The sequence below is a fragment of the Mucilaginibacter lappiensis genome (assembly GCF_900155965.1).
Lineage (GTDB): Bacteria > Bacteroidota > Bacteroidia > Sphingobacteriales > Sphingobacteriaceae > Mucilaginibacter > Mucilaginibacter lappiensis.
Genome location: NZ_FTMG01000029.1, coordinates 1 through 18,269, shown reverse-complemented (window position 1 = coordinate 18,269; position 18,269 = coordinate 1). Strand labels below are relative to the sequence as shown.

13 protein-coding genes are annotated in these 18,269 nt (G+C 41.3%); 2 read left to right on the top strand and 11 right to left on the bottom strand.

Annotation, left to right across the window (positions count from 1 at the left end):
• Nucleotides 1-229 precede the first annotated feature (229 nt).
• The gene (ettA, locus tag BW976_RS28520; protein ID WP_076379054.1) at nucleotides 230-1,912 is read right to left on the bottom strand and encodes an energy-dependent translational throttle protein EttA; all 1,683 of its coding nucleotides are present in this window, start codon (nucleotides 1,910-1,912) and stop codon (nucleotides 230-232) included.
• Nucleotides 1,913-2,446: 534 nt separating this feature from the next.
• On the opposite strand from ettA, the gene BW976_RS28515 reads away from it, so the two are divergent.
• The gene (locus BW976_RS28515; RefSeq protein WP_076379052.1) at nucleotides 2,447-4,981 is read left to right on the top strand and encodes an ATP-dependent Clp protease ATP-binding subunit; all 2,535 of its coding nucleotides are present in this window, start codon (nucleotides 2,447-2,449) and stop codon (nucleotides 4,979-4,981) included.
• A gap of 57 nt (nucleotides 4,982-5,038) precedes the next feature.
• Here BW976_RS28515 and BW976_RS28510 read toward each other — a convergent pair whose 3' ends face one another.
• Nucleotides 5,039-6,166, bottom strand: a complete 1,128-nt coding sequence (locus BW976_RS28510; RefSeq protein ID WP_076379050.1) for a carboxypeptidase-like regulatory domain-containing protein — start codon at nucleotides 6,164-6,166, stop codon at nucleotides 5,039-5,041.
• Nucleotides 6,167-6,339: 173 nt separating this feature from the next.
• Between BW976_RS28510 and BW976_RS28505 the strand changes: the two genes are divergently transcribed.
• Entirely contained in the window at nucleotides 6,340-6,762 is a 423-nt protein-coding gene (locus tag BW976_RS28505) for a hypothetical protein (protein WP_139332462.1), read from the top strand.
• A 105-nt stretch (nucleotides 6,763-6,867) separates the two neighbouring features.
• Here BW976_RS28505 and BW976_RS28500 read toward each other — a convergent pair whose 3' ends face one another.
• From BW976_RS28500 to BW976_RS28460, 9 genes are all read right to left on the bottom strand, one after another.
• The gene (locus BW976_RS28500; RefSeq protein ID WP_076379046.1) at nucleotides 6,868-7,884 is read right to left on the bottom strand and encodes a hypothetical protein; all 1,017 of its coding nucleotides are present in this window, start codon (nucleotides 7,882-7,884) and stop codon (nucleotides 6,868-6,870) included.
• 255 nt (nucleotides 7,885-8,139) lie between these two features.
• Entirely contained in the window at nucleotides 8,140-8,952 is an 813-nt protein-coding gene (locus BW976_RS28495) for an enoyl-ACP reductase FabI (protein WP_076379044.1), read from the bottom strand.
• 50 nt (nucleotides 8,953-9,002) lie between these two features.
• On the bottom strand, nucleotides 9,003-10,691 hold the full coding sequence (recN, locus tag BW976_RS28490; RefSeq protein WP_076379042.1) for a DNA repair protein RecN: 1,689 nt from the start codon (nucleotides 10,689-10,691) through the stop codon (nucleotides 9,003-9,005).
• 69 nt (nucleotides 10,692-10,760) lie between these two features.
• Nucleotides 10,761-12,746, bottom strand: coding sequence for a M56 family metallopeptidase (locus tag BW976_RS28485; RefSeq protein ID WP_076379040.1), 1,986 nt, complete (start codon nucleotides 12,744-12,746; stop codon nucleotides 10,761-10,763).
• Between the two features lie 6 nt (nucleotides 12,747-12,752).
• Nucleotides 12,753-13,130: a BlaI/MecI/CopY family transcriptional regulator gene (locus BW976_RS28480; protein WP_076379038.1), complete on the bottom strand. Its 378-nt coding sequence runs from the start codon at nucleotides 13,128-13,130 to the stop codon at nucleotides 12,753-12,755.
• A 333-nt stretch (nucleotides 13,131-13,463) separates the two neighbouring features.
• Entirely contained in the window at nucleotides 13,464-14,375 is a 912-nt protein-coding gene (gene porD, locus BW976_RS28475; RefSeq protein WP_076379036.1) for a type IX secretion system protein PorD, read from the bottom strand.
• A complete protein-coding gene (coaBC, locus tag BW976_RS28470) occupies nucleotides 14,372-15,574 on the bottom strand; it encodes a bifunctional phosphopantothenoylcysteine decarboxylase/phosphopantothenate--cysteine ligase CoaBC (protein ID WP_076379034.1) in 1,203 nt (400 codons plus the stop codon). Before coaBC ends, porD begins: the two co-directional genes overlap by 4 nt.
• A 146-nt stretch (nucleotides 15,575-15,720) precedes the next feature.
• Entirely contained in the window at nucleotides 15,721-16,053 is a 333-nt protein-coding gene (locus BW976_RS28465) for a DNA-directed RNA polymerase subunit omega (RefSeq protein ID WP_076379032.1), read from the bottom strand.
• An 11-nt stretch (nucleotides 16,054-16,064) separates the two neighbouring features.
• Complete coding sequence (locus BW976_RS28460; RefSeq protein ID WP_076379030.1) at nucleotides 16,065-16,997, bottom strand: outer membrane protein assembly factor BamD; 933 nt, start codon at nucleotides 16,995-16,997, stop codon at nucleotides 16,065-16,067.
• Between the last annotated feature and the right edge of the window lie 1,272 nt (nucleotides 16,998-18,269).

The window sequence follows — 18,269 nt, the reverse complement described above, 5'->3', positions numbered from 1 at the left end:
AAAATGGCAAGTTAGGAATTTTTTTATGTACTTGAGGTAAGGAATTGATAGTTAGGTCAATTTTGGGGGATTGCTGCATATTATGACAGCAAATTAACGGAGGGGTTAAACGGTTACTATAAAAAAATAAACCTGTCATTCTGAGCGCAGCGAAGAATCTAATCTGCGAATAGATCCTTCGTTCATCAGGATGACAAGCTTGTTTTTTAATTTAGTATAGGAATAGCTCTTACACCGTCAACTTTTTATACTTAATACGTTTAGGCGCTATATCACCCAAACGTTTTTTGCGGTTCTCCTCGTAATCGGAATAATTTCCTTCAAAGAAGTACACCTGCGAGTTGCCTTCAAAGGCCAGGATGTGCGTACAGATACGGTCCAGAAACCAGCGGTCGTGACTGATCACTACGGCGCAACCACCAAAGTTTTCCAGTGCTTCTTCCAGTGCACGTAGCGTATTTACGTCAATATCATTGGTGGGCTCATCCAGCAGCAGTACATTCGATCCTTTTTTCAGGGTGATGGAAAGGTGTACCCGGTTACGTTCACCGCCAGATAGTACGCCAACTTTCTTTTGTTGATCGGCACCGTTAAAGTTAAACTTAGATACATAGGCCCTGGAGTTCAGTGGTTTATTGCCAACCATTATGGTTTCCAGGCCGCCGGTTACATTTTCCCAAACAGATTTGTTGGGGTCAAGGTCGTCATGGAGCTGATCGACATAGCCTAAAGCTACGGTTTCGCCCACACGGAAAGTACCCGCATCTGGCTGATCCTGACCGGTAATCAAACGGAACAAGGTAGTTTTACCCGCGCCGTTTGGCCCGATGATACCCACAATACCTGCGGGAGGTAGGGAGAAGCTCAGGTTATCAAACAATAATTTATCGCCGTATGATTTACTTACGCCATTGGCTTCAATCACCACATTACCCAAACGCGGACCCGGTGGGATGAACAGCTCCAGTTTTTCTTCGCGTTCCTTGGTTTCTTCCGATGCCAGTTTTTCGTAATTACCTAAACGGGCTTTCGATTTGGCATGGCGGCCTTTCGGACCCATGCGCACCCATTCCAGTTCGCGCTCCAGGGTTTTCTGGCGTTTGCTTTCGGTTTTATCTTCCTGCGCCAGGCGTTTGGCTTTCTGATCGAGCCATGAAGAATAATTGCCTTTCCACGGGATGCCTTCACCACGGTCAAGCTCCAGGATCCATCCGGCTACATTATCCAGGAAGTAACGGTCGTGCGTTACAGCGATAACGGTACCTTTATATTGTTGTAAATGTTGCTCCAGCCAGTCAATCGACTCGGCATCCAGGTGGTTGGTAGGCTCATCCAGCAACAAAACATCGGGTTCTTTCAGTAAAAGGCGGCAAAGTGCCACCCTGCGACGCTCACCACCGGATAGTACCGCAATTTTAGTATCCGGCTCGGGGCAGCGCAGGGCATCCATGGCGCGCTCCAGCTTGGTATCCAGTTCCCATGCATTCACGGCGTCTATCTGGTCCTGCAGTTCGCCCTGGCGGGCCATCAGCTTATCCATTTTATCGGCATCGCTGTAATACTCTTCCAAGCCAAATTTCTCGTTGATGTCCTCGTACTCCTTTAATAAGGCAGTAGTTTCGGCAACACCTTCTTCCACCACTTCACGCACGGTTTTTTCCGGATCAAGCTCGGGTTCCTGGCTCAGGTAACCTACAGTGTATCCCGGCGAAAAAACGACTTCACCTATATTGGTTTTATCAATGCCTGCTATAATTTTTAATAAGGACGATTTACCCGAGCCGTTTAAACCGATAACGCCGATTTTGGCGCCATAGAAAAACGAGAGGTAAATGTTTTTTAGAACTGTTTTTTGCGGAGGGTAGACCTTACTAACCCCAGCCATTGAAAATATGATCTTTTCGTCTGCCATATAATTAATTAAAAAAGAAATTCAAATATGGTTAAAATTGGCGGATTACCCGCGAAAAGGCAGTGTATATCTTATTTTTGCAGGGTATATTAAGCGTCAGGGATATTACGCATACTTGTTAAATAATTATTGCGTTTAACTTAAACAATACGGCAACTGTTGGGGTTGTTTATACGTATATAATGTAGGCAGTGAGGAAATTGTTGCAATGCCTAAATGTCATGCTTGATGACGAAATTACCAGTTATGACCGACTCGTCAATAAAAAATGTTAATATGTTTAAACTATTTTGAATTTTTTGTATCAAACAGGTGTATTTGATTTGTATATTGTAAAATAATTCAGCTATTCGTTGAATTATTTGATAAAAGTTGCATAATAAAGCTAAACTTTAATAGCTTGCGTATCATATCAATGTCTGTTTCTGCAAACCATTAAATGTTGGCAATATTGTTGATAAATGTTAAGTCAAGCGTCGTGGTTTGTAAAAACAAAATTAATAGATTAGGACGTTCATAAATAGAAAGGTATATATGGAAGCTAAATTTTCGCCGAGGGTTAAAGATGTTATTCAATATAGCAGAGAAGAGGCTTTACGCCTGGGGCACGACTATATCGGGACTGAACATCTTTTACTGGGGCTCATCCGGGACGGAGACGGTGTAGCAATTAAATTGCTGAAAGGTTTGAACGTTGACACAGCCAAACTGCGCCGCGCCGTTGAAGATGCCGTAAAAGGAACTATTGGAACAAACGTACATATTGGCAGTATCCCATTAACTAAACAAGCCGAGAAAGTACTGAAGATAACTTATCTTGAAGCCAAGATATTTAAAAGCGATGTAATTGGAACCGAGCATTTGCTGCTGTCTATACTTCGCGATGAAGATAATATTGCTTCACAAATACTGATGCAGTTTAATGTAAACTACGAAGTATTTAAAGGCGAAGTTGAATCACACAAAAATGATGTAACTGACGAAATGCCCGGATCACCAACCGGCGGCGACGACGACTTTAAAGAAGAAGAAGCCTTTAGCCAGCCTAAAAAGGTATCGGACATTAAATCAAAAACACCGGTGCTGGACAACTTTGGCCGCGATTTAACCCGTGCCGCAGAAGATGGAAAGCTTGACCCTATTGTTGGTCGCGAGAAAGAAATTGAAAGAGTATCGCAGATATTATCACGCCGTAAAAAGAATAACCCTATATTAATAGGTGAGCCAGGTGTTGGTAAATCGGCTATTGCCGAAGGTCTGGCACTGCGTATTGTTCAGCGTAAAGTATCACGTGTGTTGTTTAACAAGCGTGTGGTTACATTGGATCTGGCTTCATTGGTTGCCGGTACAAAATACCGCGGCCAGTTTGAAGAACGCATGAAAGCGGTCATGAACGAACTGGAAAAATCACCTGACGTTATTTTATTTATTGATGAGATACATACTATAGTAGGTGCTGGTGGTGCTTCGGGTTCGCTTGATGCCTCCAACATGTTTAAACCTGCTTTGGCCAGGGGCGAAATCCAATGTATTGGCGCAACCACTTTAGATGAATACCGTCAGTACATCGAAAAAGATGGCGCATTAGATCGTCGTTTCCAGAAAGTTATGGTTGAACCTGCTACTCCTGTTGAAACTATCGAGATCCTGAACCGTATCAAAGAAAAATACGAAGAGCACCACGGTGTAACTTACACCCCGGAAGCTATCAATGCCTGCGTTAACTTAACTACCCGTTATATTACCGACCGGTTTTTACCAGACAAAGCTATTGATGCTTTGGATGAGTCGGGCTCACGTGTTCACTTAACCAATATCCACGTGCCGCAAAACATACTGGATATTGAGCAAAAGATTGAGCAGATCAAGATAGAGAAAAACAAGGTTGTTCGCAGCCAGAAGTATGAAGAAGCCGCTCAGCTACGCGATACTGAAAAGAATCTGTTAGTAGAACTTGATCAGGCTAAAGCATTATGGGAAGCTGAAACAAAATCAAAACGTTACACCGTAACTGAAGATAATGTTGCCGAAGTTGTATCTATGATGACCGGTATCCCTGTACAAAGGGTAGGCCAGGCTGACAGCCAGAAACTGTTGCACATGGCTGAAACCGTTGGCAGCAAGATCATCGGTCAGGAAGATGCGATCAAAAAATTAACCCGTGCCATACAACGTACCCGTGCCGGACTGAAAGATCCTAAAAAACCTATCGGTTCATTTATTTTCTTAGGCCCAACTGGTGTTGGTAAAACGGAACTTGCCAAAGAGCTTGCCCGCTTTATGTTTGATACTGAAGACGCGCTGATACAAATTGATATGAGCGAGTACATGGAGAAATTCGCGGTATCCCGTTTAGTAGGAGCGCCTCCGGGCTACGTAGGTTATGAAGAAGGCGGACAGCTGACTGAAAAAGTACGTCGTAAACCTTATGCAGTTGTATTGCTGGATGAGATCGAAAAAGCTCACCCTGATGTGTTCAACATCCTGTTACAGGTATTGGACGAAGGACAGCTGACTGACTCTTTAGGTCGCAAGGTTGACTTCAGGAATACCATCATCATCATGACTTCGAATATCGGTGCCCGCCAGTTGAAAGACTTTGGTCAGGGTGTAGGTTTCAGCACTAATGCTAAAAATTTACAGGCCGATAACCACTCACGTGGTGTTATCGAGAATGCTTTGAAACGTGCTTTTGCACCGGAGTTCCTGAACCGTATTGATGATGTGATCGTGTTTAACTCATTGGGTAAAGACGAGATCTTCAAAATTATCGATATCGAATTGGGATTCCTGTTTAGCCGTGTTAATGGTTTAGGTTTCAAAATTGAACTGACCGAAGCCGCTAAAGAGTTTATTGCCGATAAAGGTTATGATTCGCAGTTTGGTGCACGTCCGTTAAAACGGGCTATCCAGAAATACCTGGAAGATCCAATTGCCGAAGAAATACTGAAAGGTGAATTGAGCGAAGGCGATATCATGGCGGTTGACTTTGATAAAGAAGCCGGCGAGATCAAGATCACTGATAAAAAAGGCGAAAACAAAAAGCCAGAACAGGAAGAACAGAAATAATTGAATCTTTTTTAGATAATCAAAACCCGGCCGCAAGCCGGGTTTTTTGTTTGATGGTTATTTAGCTGGTGTAGGTGGTTCATAATCTACCGGTAACATTTCGGCAAAACGATAGGATGTCCAGTCGCCCTCAAAAACAATGCTGCGTGGGTTGTGCACAATGCCATTGTTGTCAAAAAAAGCATAAGCCTCATGCTCGTCCAAAGTGGCTATGGATGTGGCGAAATCGGCTTTATCCATATCCAGCGAACGGTAAATATCCGGGTTGTTATTCGCTTTTTTGTTATACATCACATACAAACAATCATTAAAGCCAAGCGCGAATAAACCAGGCTGATCGGTGCGTTTGGCAAAGGCATTTACATCAAGCGGTTGTTTGATGAGGGTTTGCAGGTATTTGTTCTTGTCGTCAAAAGGGCCTCCCTTATATTCGGGGTTGGGTTTGCGAATGAGCTTGAAAACTTCAAAGCCTGCCTGTAGTAATTGGTTAGTAATAATGCTTCGTAAAAAGTGCATGGGCGAACCCAGGTAGGCAGTCTGTCTTTTCTTTTTCCATTTCCGGATTTTTGCACTGCTGCCGGTAAGATCTTCAAATACCGATATACCATCATAATACAAAAAGCCCTTATAGTTATTATAGGTAAATTGATTGAGCTTGTATTTTATTTTGTATCCCAGGGCTTTATTCTCAATCTCCAGGAAATCATAAGATGAAGCCTCAAGCGTATGTGTCTTAGCATCATATTCCAGATCGAGCAGATCGGGATTGAGTATTTTACATTGCGCTGCGTTGGCCGATGTCCCCAGGAACTGCCGTTTAAACATGTCATAATATTTCCCCCAGTTTTGGTCGGGTTTAATTTTTACCTCGTTAAGCTCAATGGTTTTGGGGATCAAACCAATTTCGGGTAGCACCAGGTTATTATTAATTAAGGTGACGGTTTGACTATAGGTTTGGTAACCGACCACAGACACGATAAGGTCATACTGGCCCGGCCGCACATTGTTAAGAACAAAGGAGCCATCGGCAGCAGTTTTATTACCCACACTGGCATTATTTAAAAAAACGCTTGCATCGGCTATTGGCTTTTTGTCGTTAAGGTTGATCACCTTGCCCGTAATTTTTAATTGAGCAAAACAAAACAACGGGCATAAGAGTATTAATACCAATAACGATTTCTGCATATTTAAAATTAAACTAAAATATTAGTTTTGTGAAGTAAAATTTATATTACCTACGGATTTACATACTTCATGATACTATAAAAATAAAATAACGAAAAAAACGTTAAACCTTTTAGGGACATTTATGTCTTATTAAATATTAGTAACAAATACATTCATTTATGAAAAAAATCTTGACTCTCGTTTGCTGTACTATCTTACTGGCAGCAACATCTTGTACTAAAAAGTATATTACCCCATCTAATCGTACCATATTCTTTACCGTTAAGGGTGGAACAAATCCTGGTGGTTGGGTGTTGACTAATAATGGAGGTTCACCAGCTTATCAGACTACGCTTGGTGGAAATAACGGTGACCTGCCGGAGTTGGATAGCTTTACCCAACATAATGGAGCCGTATTAGTCTATATTTCATATGACAAAAATGGAGACACTTATGAAGCTATTCCCGAAAACTTTGGAGGAGCATCGTTTAGCTTTATTCACTCAACTAATACCATAACGATTACTTCTCAGTCGTCGGGAGGAAGTGCGGCCGTTTTGCCGACACAGGATATGTACGTAAAGGTTGTTTTGATTGATTCAGAACCTCAGTGATCTAAAAAGATATCTATAAAAAAAGCTCCCGGAATTTCCTGGAGCTTTTTTTATAACTTAATTAATCAAAAAGTTTGATATTGATTCATAATGAGTATTCATTTTTTAATGAAAATACAGGTCTACCTCCTGGCTACTTACTACGATTGTGTGCTGTCCAACGTCCGTTACAACATTGTAAGGAATAAAATTCAGATTAATTGGTGCACCACTTCTACCACTTCCTGTTCGTGCATTAATATTCGTCATAGCACATAACCCATTTGGATAATTTGAAGATTGTTGCATGTTGTAGGCTTCCATAGTCTCATATATATAATGCATCTCTGGTACATTATTTACTGTTATGCTGTTATTGGCTGGGTATTCATGAATCCTGTGGGGACCGGGAGCAGTAGGATTATCAATCTCCCAAAATTTGGAAGTATAATTATAGGTGCCGTTAGTATTGGCAGTTCCATTCATGGCACCCTCTAACCCTGTACCAGGTGTTACAGTTACAGGTGTACCATAAAATGCGGGACAGGTTTGGCAGGATGCATACCAGTTATTGATTACCCAGTAATTACCTCCAAATCTGCTATTATTACCATATTGCAAAACAGGTTGCAGAATATGTGATGTAGAAGTGAAGCCATCCTGTAACCCGTTGAAGAGATACAATAATTGACCATTATTTGCAGGAGGATTGGAAGGGACTATCCAATCGGTTGTAAATAGTGTTAACCCAGACACCGCTACATCATTTTGTGCATTGGTGATCCATCCTGAGCCTAAACCCGGGACTGCTGAGGTACTCAAACTCGTTATTTTCTTTGATTGCTCTGCGTTTTTCTGTATTTGCAGCTGATCACCAAAGTCTTCGGCGACTTTTCCGGTTTGGCTTTGAACCTTTACCAGGTGGTTTCCCTGATAGGTCAAGGCGTATCCGCTTTCTATTTGATGCACCTGCGATGCAGGCCTCGCTCCGAATGGAGTAATAACCATATCTTCCTGTGTGGCGCTTTCTTTTGTAGCATCGGGTGATTGATTAATTGGGGTAAGAGCTGATTTTTTACAGCTAAAGGAAAAAAACACGGCAAATAGTACAATGCCGCTTAGGATTGCAGAAGTGTTTTTCATAGATAAGTTTTTAATGTTAAAGAATGATCTTTACCAGGCAATTAGTTAGTATTGACTGGTTTAGGTAAATATTTAATATCGAAGTTAAAGAATAATAAGTCTATTTTTATTTTATTTATAAAAAATAACTTATTGTTAATATGGGATGGTAAAACCCTTACCTCAATGAGGGTTGCTTATTTGTAAAATGATTGCAACATAAAAAAAGCTCCCGTTAAATACAAGGAGCTTTTTTATGTTGCATATTTCTTTCCCTTACTTTTCCATCTGCTCAATAACCGCCTGGGTTACGCCGGTGAAGGAGAAGCCTCCGTCGTGGAAAAGGTTTTGCATGGTCACCATGCGGGTCAGATCGCTGAACAGGGTTACGCAATAATCAGCACACTGATCGGCACTGGCATTTCCCAGCGGACTCATCTTTTCGGCATAATTCACAAAGCCATCAAAACCTTTAATGCCCGATCCTGCCGTGGTGCGGGTAGGCGATTGGGATACCGTATTGATACGTACCTGTTTTTTGATGCCGTACTGATAACCAAAGTTACGGGCAATGCTTTCCAGGTAAGCCTTATTATCGGCCATATCATTATAATCAGGAAATACACGTTGGGCGGCAATATAAGTTAAAGCCACAACAGATCCCCATTCGTTAATCACATCCATTTTCAGGGCTGCCTGCAATATGCGATGTAAACTCAAGGCCGATATATCCAGGCCTTTATGGGTAAAATCATAATTATTTTCGGTGTAATGGATGCTTTTGCGTACGTTAACGCTCATGCCTATGGAGTGTAAAATAAAATCGACACCGCCGTTAAAGTGTTCCTGCGTTTTGGTGAGCAGGTTATTAATATCATCGTTGTTGGTAACATCAGCAGCAATAACGGGGGCATTGCATTCTTCGGCCAGTTTATTGAGCTCGCCCATACGTAGGGCGATAGGCGCGTTCGAGAGTACAATCTCAGCGCCTTCCTGTACAGCGCGCTGTGCCACTTTCCAGGCTATGGACTGATCGTTCAAGGCACCAAAAATGATCCCCTTTTTACCTTTTAATAAATTATAAGCCATCTTTTTTGTTTTTATAATTGATTTATTATTTAGTAGTTGCCCACTGCCAACTACAAACTCCCTAAAAGTTCCCTTGCATTTTGTAAAGCACTTTCGCCGGGTTTATCACCGCTCAGCATTTTGGCAATTTCCAGTACCCGCTCTGGCTGATCCAGTTGTTTGATGCGTGTATAGGTGGTTGCTGCAGAATCGTCTTTATAAACAAAGTAATGATTTTGGCCTTTGCTGGCAATTTGAGGCAGGTGGGTTATGGTGATAACCTGCAGGTTATCGGCCAGGTGTTCCATGATCTGGCCAACTTTATTGGCAACTTCACCAGATACTCCTGTATCTATCTCATCAAAAATAATGGTAGGCAAGGCGGTGTATTGCGCTATGAGCGATTTAATGCTCAGCATCAAGCGGGAAAGTTCACCTCCTGAGGCTACTTTGCTCATCTCGGCCAATGCATGACCTTTGTTGGCAGAGAACAGGAATTTGATCTGATCGGCACCGGTAGCGCCCAGCCCTGTACTTTCCTTTTCAGCTCCCCCTTTAGGGGACAGGGGAGCATGTTCAATCTTCAATGCCGAATTACCCATCCCCATTTCAGCCAGCGTTGCCAGCACTTGTTTTTCAATAGCCGGGATAGCTTTTATGCGATTGGCAGTTAATTGCCCTGCCAGTTTTTCCAGCTCGGTTCTGTCGGCAGTTAATTGTTTTTGCAGCTGCTCTACGGCCTCATCGCTAAATAGTACTTTTTGTATTTTATCAGATAGGTCATCCTGAATCTCCAGCAATTCAGTATTAGTATTTACCCGGTGCTTTTTCTGTAGATTATAAATCAGGCTCAGGCGAATGTTGACTTCATCAACGCGGGCCTCGTTAGTTTGGGTGCGTTGTTCAATAATCTCAATTTCAGCAGCGATATCTTTGAGTTCGATAATGGTGCTGCTTAATCGTTGATGGAGCTCTTCTATTTGTGTATCAAATTTTTCGAGGTTACCCAATTGTACACCGGCCTCCTTGAGTTGTATCAATGCTGATGCTTCGCCTTCCTGCATCAGGTAGTAGGCGCCAAACAGGTTGCGTTTTATTTCTTCGGCATTGTTTAGGGCATACAATTCTTTTTCCAGGCTTTCCTGCTCATCGGGATGCAGTGCTGCTTTTTCCAGCTCATCAAACTGAAACTGGAAATAATCCAGGTCGGTTTTTGCTTTTTCACTTTCGGCTATGAGTTCGTTAAGCCGGGTCACCGATTTCCGGTAAGCCTTGTATTTGGACTGATAATTATTCAGTAGTTCGTCATGTTTAGCCACCGCATCAACTACCAGCAATTGAAATTCAGGATCATTTATTTCGAGTGTGGCGTGTTGGGAGTGTATGTCGATCAGTTTTTCGCCCAGTTGTTTTAACGCCGTCAAATTAACAGGAGTATCATTCACAAAAGCCCTCGACTTGCCATCGGCAGATATTTCACGGCGCAGAACTGTTTCGGCTTCATAATCCAGGTCGTTATCTTCAAAAAACGATTTCAAATGAAAGCCATCGATTTTAAACAGGCCCTCAATAACGCATTTTTTTTGCTGATTAAAAAAGTAACGACTCTCGGCCCGTTGCCCTAAAATGAGCGACAAAGCACCCAGGATGATGGATTTACCTGCCCCGGTTTCGCCGGTGAGGATGTTTAGCCCTTTGCCAAAACCTATCTCCAGGTTATCAATTAAAGCGTAGTTGTTAATGGTTAGCTTCTGAAGCATAAAAAAAGTGTCCTTATTTTATTAAGGACACTAAATTACGAAATTCGATGTATTGGGCTAATATTAAAACTATCTATTGGTGGTATCTGCCTTAGCGTCAGAATCGTATTTATAATCGTACTTGTAATCATATTGATAGTTGTAGGCTTGCTTACGATATTCTGCCATCTTTCTTTTATAAGCCGGGCTCCTGGTATATTCATGTAACCTTTTTGAAGCCTGCTCAAGCAATTCCTTCTCTTTTTTCAATTCAGGATTATTTTGGAACGATCGCATTTGTTCACCCAGCTTTCTCATTTCAGCCTGTTGCTCCTTCAACTGCGGGTTACTATAAGCTTTTCTCATGCTGTCGCCCATGGCTCTGAGTTCATCTTGTTTTTTATGAAACTCCGGCGAATCATATTTGGCGCGCATTTGTTCACCCATTTTTTTCATCTCGTTGGTTTGCTGCTTAACGTCTGCTGGTATTTTGCTTTGCAGCTCATCCTGGTATTTGCGATAATTTTCGTCCTTGCTGTCGTTGTAATAATTATGGTTGTGTGGTATGCCATACTTCTTTTCCAACTGCTCATTCATTTCCTTAAACTCAGGGCTGTTATAATATTTGCCCATTTTATCGCCGGCCTGACGCATTTTTTCGCTCAGCTCTTTAGTTTCGCTGCCATCGCCTACTTCTTTTTGATATTCAGCCGCAATTTTCTGCTGGCGCTCCTGCAATTCCTTTATTTCGGGACGATTATAATAATCGGCCATCTCCTTACCTTTTTGTTGAAGCAATTCAGATTGTCTTTTAAATTCTTCACTGTTATAATACTTACCCATCGCTTCGGCATGTTTAGTTACCTCGGCGGTTAAACGGCTCAGTTCCGCATCGTTAAGACCATAGGCTTCGTCCACATGTTTATTATGATTAGCCTGACTTTCTTTAGCTTTTTTATAAGCCAGCACCTTTTTTGATTTGATGGTTGACTTACGGATAGTGTCGATAATAGGTTCGGGAAGAACTTTCGGGAAAGCCACTTTTTTAATAGAAAGTTTACCGTTTTTTATGGTTGGGTTTAACCATGCTATGCTGCTTATGCTCGCGGCCATTATGGCAACGGCCACAAGCAGGTGGCGAATATTGCCTATTGGTTTTGTTGTTTTCATGATGCGTTCAATTCTGGTTAATAAAGGATACTTTTTACCGGTAGCAGCCATTGCCAGTCGCAGATCTGTATGCCGGGTTTGTTCCAGTTTTAAAAGGGCCTGGGCATATATCAGAGGTTGCGCTGTGGTTTGTACTACCAGATCGTCGCAGCGGTTTTCGCGCTCCTGGTTTATGAGTTTGTTGATTAATTGGGCAAAGGGATTAAAGAAAAGCAATACGGTTATGAGTTGCTGTACCATATTCAGCAGGTAATCATTCCGCTTAATATGTGATAGCTCATGCAATAAAATAGCTTCGATTTCGGTAGCTGATAAATAAGTTGTTAGTGTGATAGGCAAAAGAATAATAGGTTTAAAAAAGCCGATCATACAAGGCACATCAACCATGCGGCTGAAATTGGCGCTTACATATTTATGGATACGGAGTTTTTCGCAAAGACTGTCTACATACATCTGTACTTCATCGGCAGGAATCATGCTGTTTTTAATGAGACTTAGCTTTTGCAGATTGAGTCCCATTCTAAGCAGGTTGAATACCAGCCCGGCAAAGTATAGTGCCGAAACATATGGGAGGTATCCTTCGATAACATAATTTAGGCGGGCTGCCGGGATAGCATGCGTGGCCGCGTTTAATGGAAAATCAAAGTGTGGTAACAGGCCTGGTGAGGTGACAGCTGCCAGATCGACCCATACATGTTGCTGTACTTGTACAATAAATGTGTAGATAAACCAGGTACAGATGGTAAAAATACCCGCCATCCCCAAATTATGCTTTTTTACCGACGACATAGATGGCGCGCAGGTAAATAACAGGTGCAATACAAACCATACCAATAATCCCTGCCATAAGGAATGAATGATGGTGATGCCTAAAACCTGGCTTATGTTATAGAACAGATTTTCCATGATTGTTTATTTTTTATCCTGATCAAACTGGTTAAGGAAATTTTTAATAGTGTCAATTTCATCTGCCGATGCCCGGTGCTGGCCCAGTGCCTGTATCACCAGATCGGAGGTTGAACCTTTAAACACAGTAGACAATATTTTATCTAAAGCGTTGCTTTGTGCCCGCTCCTGGGTAAATAATGCTTTATATAAATGTGTTTTTGAAGTGGTATCGCGCTCAACCAAACCTTTGTCGTGCATAATCTGCATCAGCTTTAGCGTGGTGGTATAACCGGCATCCTTGGTTTTGGCCAGTTGCTCGTGCACATCGCGTACGGTACATTGCCCTTTATTCCAGATCACCTGCAATATTTCCAGCTCACTTTCTGTTGGTTTTATATCCATGATATTTTAATACGAATTTCTTCGTACAAATATCTACGATAGATTTCGTATTTGCAAGAGTTTTGTGAAAATAATTTGGGGGGAGCGAGAAAATCGTTGTTATTTCCTGGAAAAGATGTTATTCCCCTCAAGCCAACTCGTTGACCGTCACTGTTTGTCGAAATGATATAGAGGAGCCTAAATTTTACTAAATAGTGGGTTTACACTATTTAGTGTCAAATACCATATAGTGTTTTGATTTTAAGTTAGTTAACTCAATGTTAACCATGAAAAGTGTAAACCATGTAAACCCACTTTTTAGCAGATGGACAACCTGTTTAAGATTTACTTAGCTTAGCGTGTAGTAGGACTGCTGCCCTGTAACGTTTGATACTTGTTACCATTAGCCGGGTCAGCCTGAATCAGTATGTTCATGGCCTGCAAACGATCCTGCGGCTCAGCTTTGGTAAATAGCGATACCAGTTCGTCGCTTTTGGCGGTATAAAATATAAGCGGGAGCATGGCGCCAACGCGTAACCTGTCTACCTGTTGCAGTGATGGTAAAAGGGAGGCAATCGCTTTAAGGCCTTTGGAAGTATTATCTGCCATCATATCTAAACCATTGCGATGATAATCGTACAAGAAGCTACGTAATGGAGCGTAAGCTTTATTGTTCAGGTTTTCGCATAACCAATATCGGCTAATGTTTCCGTCAAAAGCTTTCCAGCCACGGTATGAACTGGTTTGAGCGTTATTGATTACCGTTTGGCATGCTGCAAAATAGGATGATCCTCCATAAGGTGAAAATGTGTCATAATCAAGGCCAATGATAACATAGGCATAAAACGCCATGATAGAGCTCAGGTTACTTTGAAAACTTTGATCGGTATAATCAATGGTCTGGCCTTCATTGTAAATAAAGTCAATATCCTTATCGGTAAGGTTGATGATGGTAGAGCTATAGGTTGAGTTATAAACAGGTCTTGATGATTGTACCTGGAGCTCACCGCTAAAATTGCTGCTGCCATCCCAGTTGGTAATGTTCAATACAAAGTTGCAATCTATCCTTTCCTGGGGTAATATAGGATCGGCGCTCCATTTACGGCCATTCAAAAAATCCCTCATAGCTGTTTCCAGCGTTTGAAAGATACGTTTGTTGCTACCCTGTATTTTAGGCGAAAGAACCTGCACCCTCGCGTTAAGGTCCTGGGCAGCAACCCTGAAACCCGCAAGGGTTAAAATGATATAAAAGAATATTTTCTTCATCTGTTGATGAGTTGGGCAATTTTAAGGCAAATGTCCAGAGCCACAGCTTCCTTGTTTTTAAGCTCAAATACTGTTTTTTGAAGGTCGCGGTCAATAATGGTTACTTTATTGGTATCCTTTTTAAAACCGGCCCCGGCATCGTTAAGCGAATTTAACACAATAAAATCAAGATTCTTTCTTTGCAGCTTGCTTATTGCATTTTGTTCTTCATCATTAGTTTCCAGGGCAAAGCCAACCAGTATCTGTTCAGGTGTTTTTTGTTCGCCCAGGTGCTTCAAAATGTCAGTGGTTTTTTTAAGTTCGATGTTTAAGCCACCATCCTGCTTCTTGATCTTTTGTTCGGCCACATGAACAGGGGTATAGTCTGCCACGGCAGCGCTCATGATACAGGCTTTAGCGGTTTTAAAGTTATTCTCGCAAGCAGTAAACATTTCGGCCGCCGAGGTTACATTTATCCGTTTGATGTTTTGCTGATGGCTTACTTCGGCCGAAGGACCGCTGATAAGGGTTACGTTGGCACCCATAGCAGCCAGTTCATCGGCAATGGCAAAGCCCATTTTACCTGATGAGTGATTACCGATGAAACGCACCGGGTCAATAGCTTCGTAAGTAGGACCGGCGGTAACTACGATATTATGATTGGCTAAAAGGAGCTTTTTTTTAAAAGCGGATGATAAAAAAGTAAGGATCTCATCCGGTTCGGCCATCCTGCCCTCACCGTACAAACCACTGGCCAGCTCGCCAGATCCCGGGGCTATTAATATATTGCCAAAGGATTGCAGCCTGGTAACATTTTGCCTGGTAGCGGGATGCAGCCACATATCCAGATCCATGGCAGGTGCAAAATATACCGGACATTTTGCCGATAGGTAAACGGCCAATAACAAATTATCGCAAATGCCATTGGCCATTTTAGCCAGGGTATTAGCGCTTGCGGGGGCTATGATCAGCATATCGGCCCATAAACCCAACTCTACATGGTTGTTCCACTCGCCGGTATCCGGTTTAAAATAGTTAACGTGGGCAGGGTTTTTGGAAAGGGTAGAGAGGGTAAGCGGAGTAATAAAATGGATAGCATCAGGTGTCATTACCACTTTTACATTCGCGCCTGCCTTAACCAGTAACCTAACCAATAAGGCCGATTTATAAGCGGCAATACTACCGCAAACACCTAAAACTATATTTTTACCTTCAAGCATTTAATTAAAGTCAAAATTAAAAAGTCAAAATTCAAAAGAATCCTGACTTGATTATGTGAAGATACATAAAAAACAAAAGCCAAAATTCAAAAGCGGTAGTACCAGCAATTTTGAATTTTGACTTTTAACTTTTGAATTAAAAGAGCTTATGCTTCTTTGGTAGGGTTACGGTAGTAAACCTTGTCGTCCAAAAATTCCTGAACGGCTACCAATGATGGTTTTGGCAGTTTCTCGTAATATTTAGAGATTTCTATTTGCTCGCGGTTTTCAAAAACTTCTTCCAGGTTGTCATTTGATGATGCAAACTCAGAAAGCTTTTGGTGTAACTCTTCTTTAATATTGTTTGATATCTGGTTCGCTCTTTTTGACATAATTACAAGCGACTCATATATATTGTTAGTGTTTACATCCAGCTCGCGTAAATCGCGGGTTACAGTGCTACTGGCTACTGCTGGTTTGTTTGGGTTATTTGCTGTCATATTGAGTTTTTTTAATATGGAATTTTTTGTTGCTGGTTCTTTTCTGATGGCGGTTGTGTTTTTAAGGTGTCTTTTCCTTTTTCCGCTAATTTTTTGGCTACCCTGTCGTTGCTTAAAGCTTCAGCCAGTATGTGTTTTGCATTCTGGATACCACGTTCGCTGTCTTTAGCCAATGTTTTCACATCATGGCCATAGGTGCTGTTCGGGTATTTTTCGTTAAACTGATTGGCGTAAACTTCGGCCAGGTTATAACGCTCTTCTTGTTTGTACTCTAAACTGTGGTTAGCATATAAATATTGCGCCTTAACTGTAAGGTACTCCATTTCTTCGGCATACTTGGTATCCGGATAATCACGCAGTGCATTATTAAAGGCGATCACGGCCGATTGATAGTCGCTGATGGTTAAATACAACTTAGCATTGGCATAAGCTTTTGTTTCCAGCTTATCGCGCAGGTTTTGTATCAGCTTACTCGCTTCGGTAACACGGTCGCTTTTAGGATATAAGTTAATAAACAACTGTAAAGCTTCGATAGCTTTCATGGTATTATCCTGGTCAAGCGAGTATATAGGCGAATCCAGGTAGTAGCAATATGCCGAAAAGAAACGGCATTCTTCGGCCCGTGTGCTTGATGGATACGTATCTGCAAAGGTTTTGAAGTGATATCTTGCAGATGTATAGTCCTTCAGTTTATAGTTGGTGAAGGCGTAGTAATAAAACAGGTCTTCCGCCTCGGCACGTCCGCGATAGCGCTCAACCAACACCTCAAATAAGCCCAAAGCCTTGTTATAATCTTTTTGATTATAGTACTTGATGGCTTCCTGGTATTTTTTAGCGTAATCGTTACTTGCTTTTAACTTTTCGTATTTGCTTTTACAACTGCCAAGTGTGATAATTAACAGAGCTAAAACACTGGCTAATAACGTAAGTTGCTTTTTAAACATTTTGCAAAGATAGGTGAATAATATAAATCAGTCAATTATTTATTTATCAGCGAATATATAACGTGTTTCCTGCTCCTTATGTATATAACAAACTATTTAACATCTTTTAACGATTGGGACTATCCGGAGTGTAAAGGTTGGCTCATTTAAATTCTTCCCAGAGCTGTTAAATGGAGTGCTATATTATATAGTATATATAAGTAAGTAATCGGGGCTCTTTTTCCTGGTACGAATGGTTCGATCTTCTTTACTAATATGGAATACTATATAGTATATGTAATTAAACAACTATCCGGTTAGGAGCTGATTGTCCTGTTACTATATATATAGTATATGAGTAATATGGAAAGAGCATGGTTTTGTACTACTAAAATACCAGATAAATGAAGGCTTTATTAACAAAGATGAACCATAATAGTTGATTTTATAGGTAAATGCCCGGGTTGAACATTTGATGAGTAAATTTTCCGACTGATTATTAACGCCTTATGCACATGTGTTAAGTATTTGTTAAGAACAGTTTGCGAAATTGATTTCTATACATACCTTTGCAGCCCGCAAACGAGGAAGCGGGGTTGTTCTTAGAAAGGTTAGTGAAGAGGTTTTGAAGGAAGATAAGTGAGATTGAAAGAGAAAAAATAAAGACCAAAAAAACTTCAAATAAGTTTTCGGAAATTCAAAAAGGTTTATACCTTTGCAGCCCGCTGAGGGGGGATAGAGAAGAGCGGAAAAGGGGTTCAAAACTTAGAATAAAAAAAGAAAAAAAAAGTTTTGGAAAATAGAAAAAGGTTTCTACCTTTGCACTCCCGAAACGAAGGAAAGAAAGAAGGCGGAAACGCTGAGGGATGAAAAGGGAAAACAATTCAGAGCGATTCTGATAAAAACAGAAGAGAAAGCTAACGAAAGAAAGCGATTAATCAAAGAAGAAGTCAGAGCGATTCTGGCGGACAGGAAATGAAAAGTTAAGGAGTGTTAAAACTCCAAGATTATAAAGCGGATCTGAGATAGTGAAGCTGAAAAGTTCTTTTAAGAAATAGAAAATCATGTAGTGTAACGATCGGAAACTAAACCCTTCCGATGAGTTATAAGAAAGCGGGAAGCTGTATAAAGATAACAGTGTGAGTGGAGAGAAGATAGAGGTTAGTGCAAACTGACAACTGCCAACTGCCAGCTCACAATACAGATTCTATTATTAATAATAGGGTCAGAGACAAACAAAACATTTTACAATGGAGAGTTTGATCCTGGCTCAGGATGAACGCTAGCGGCAGG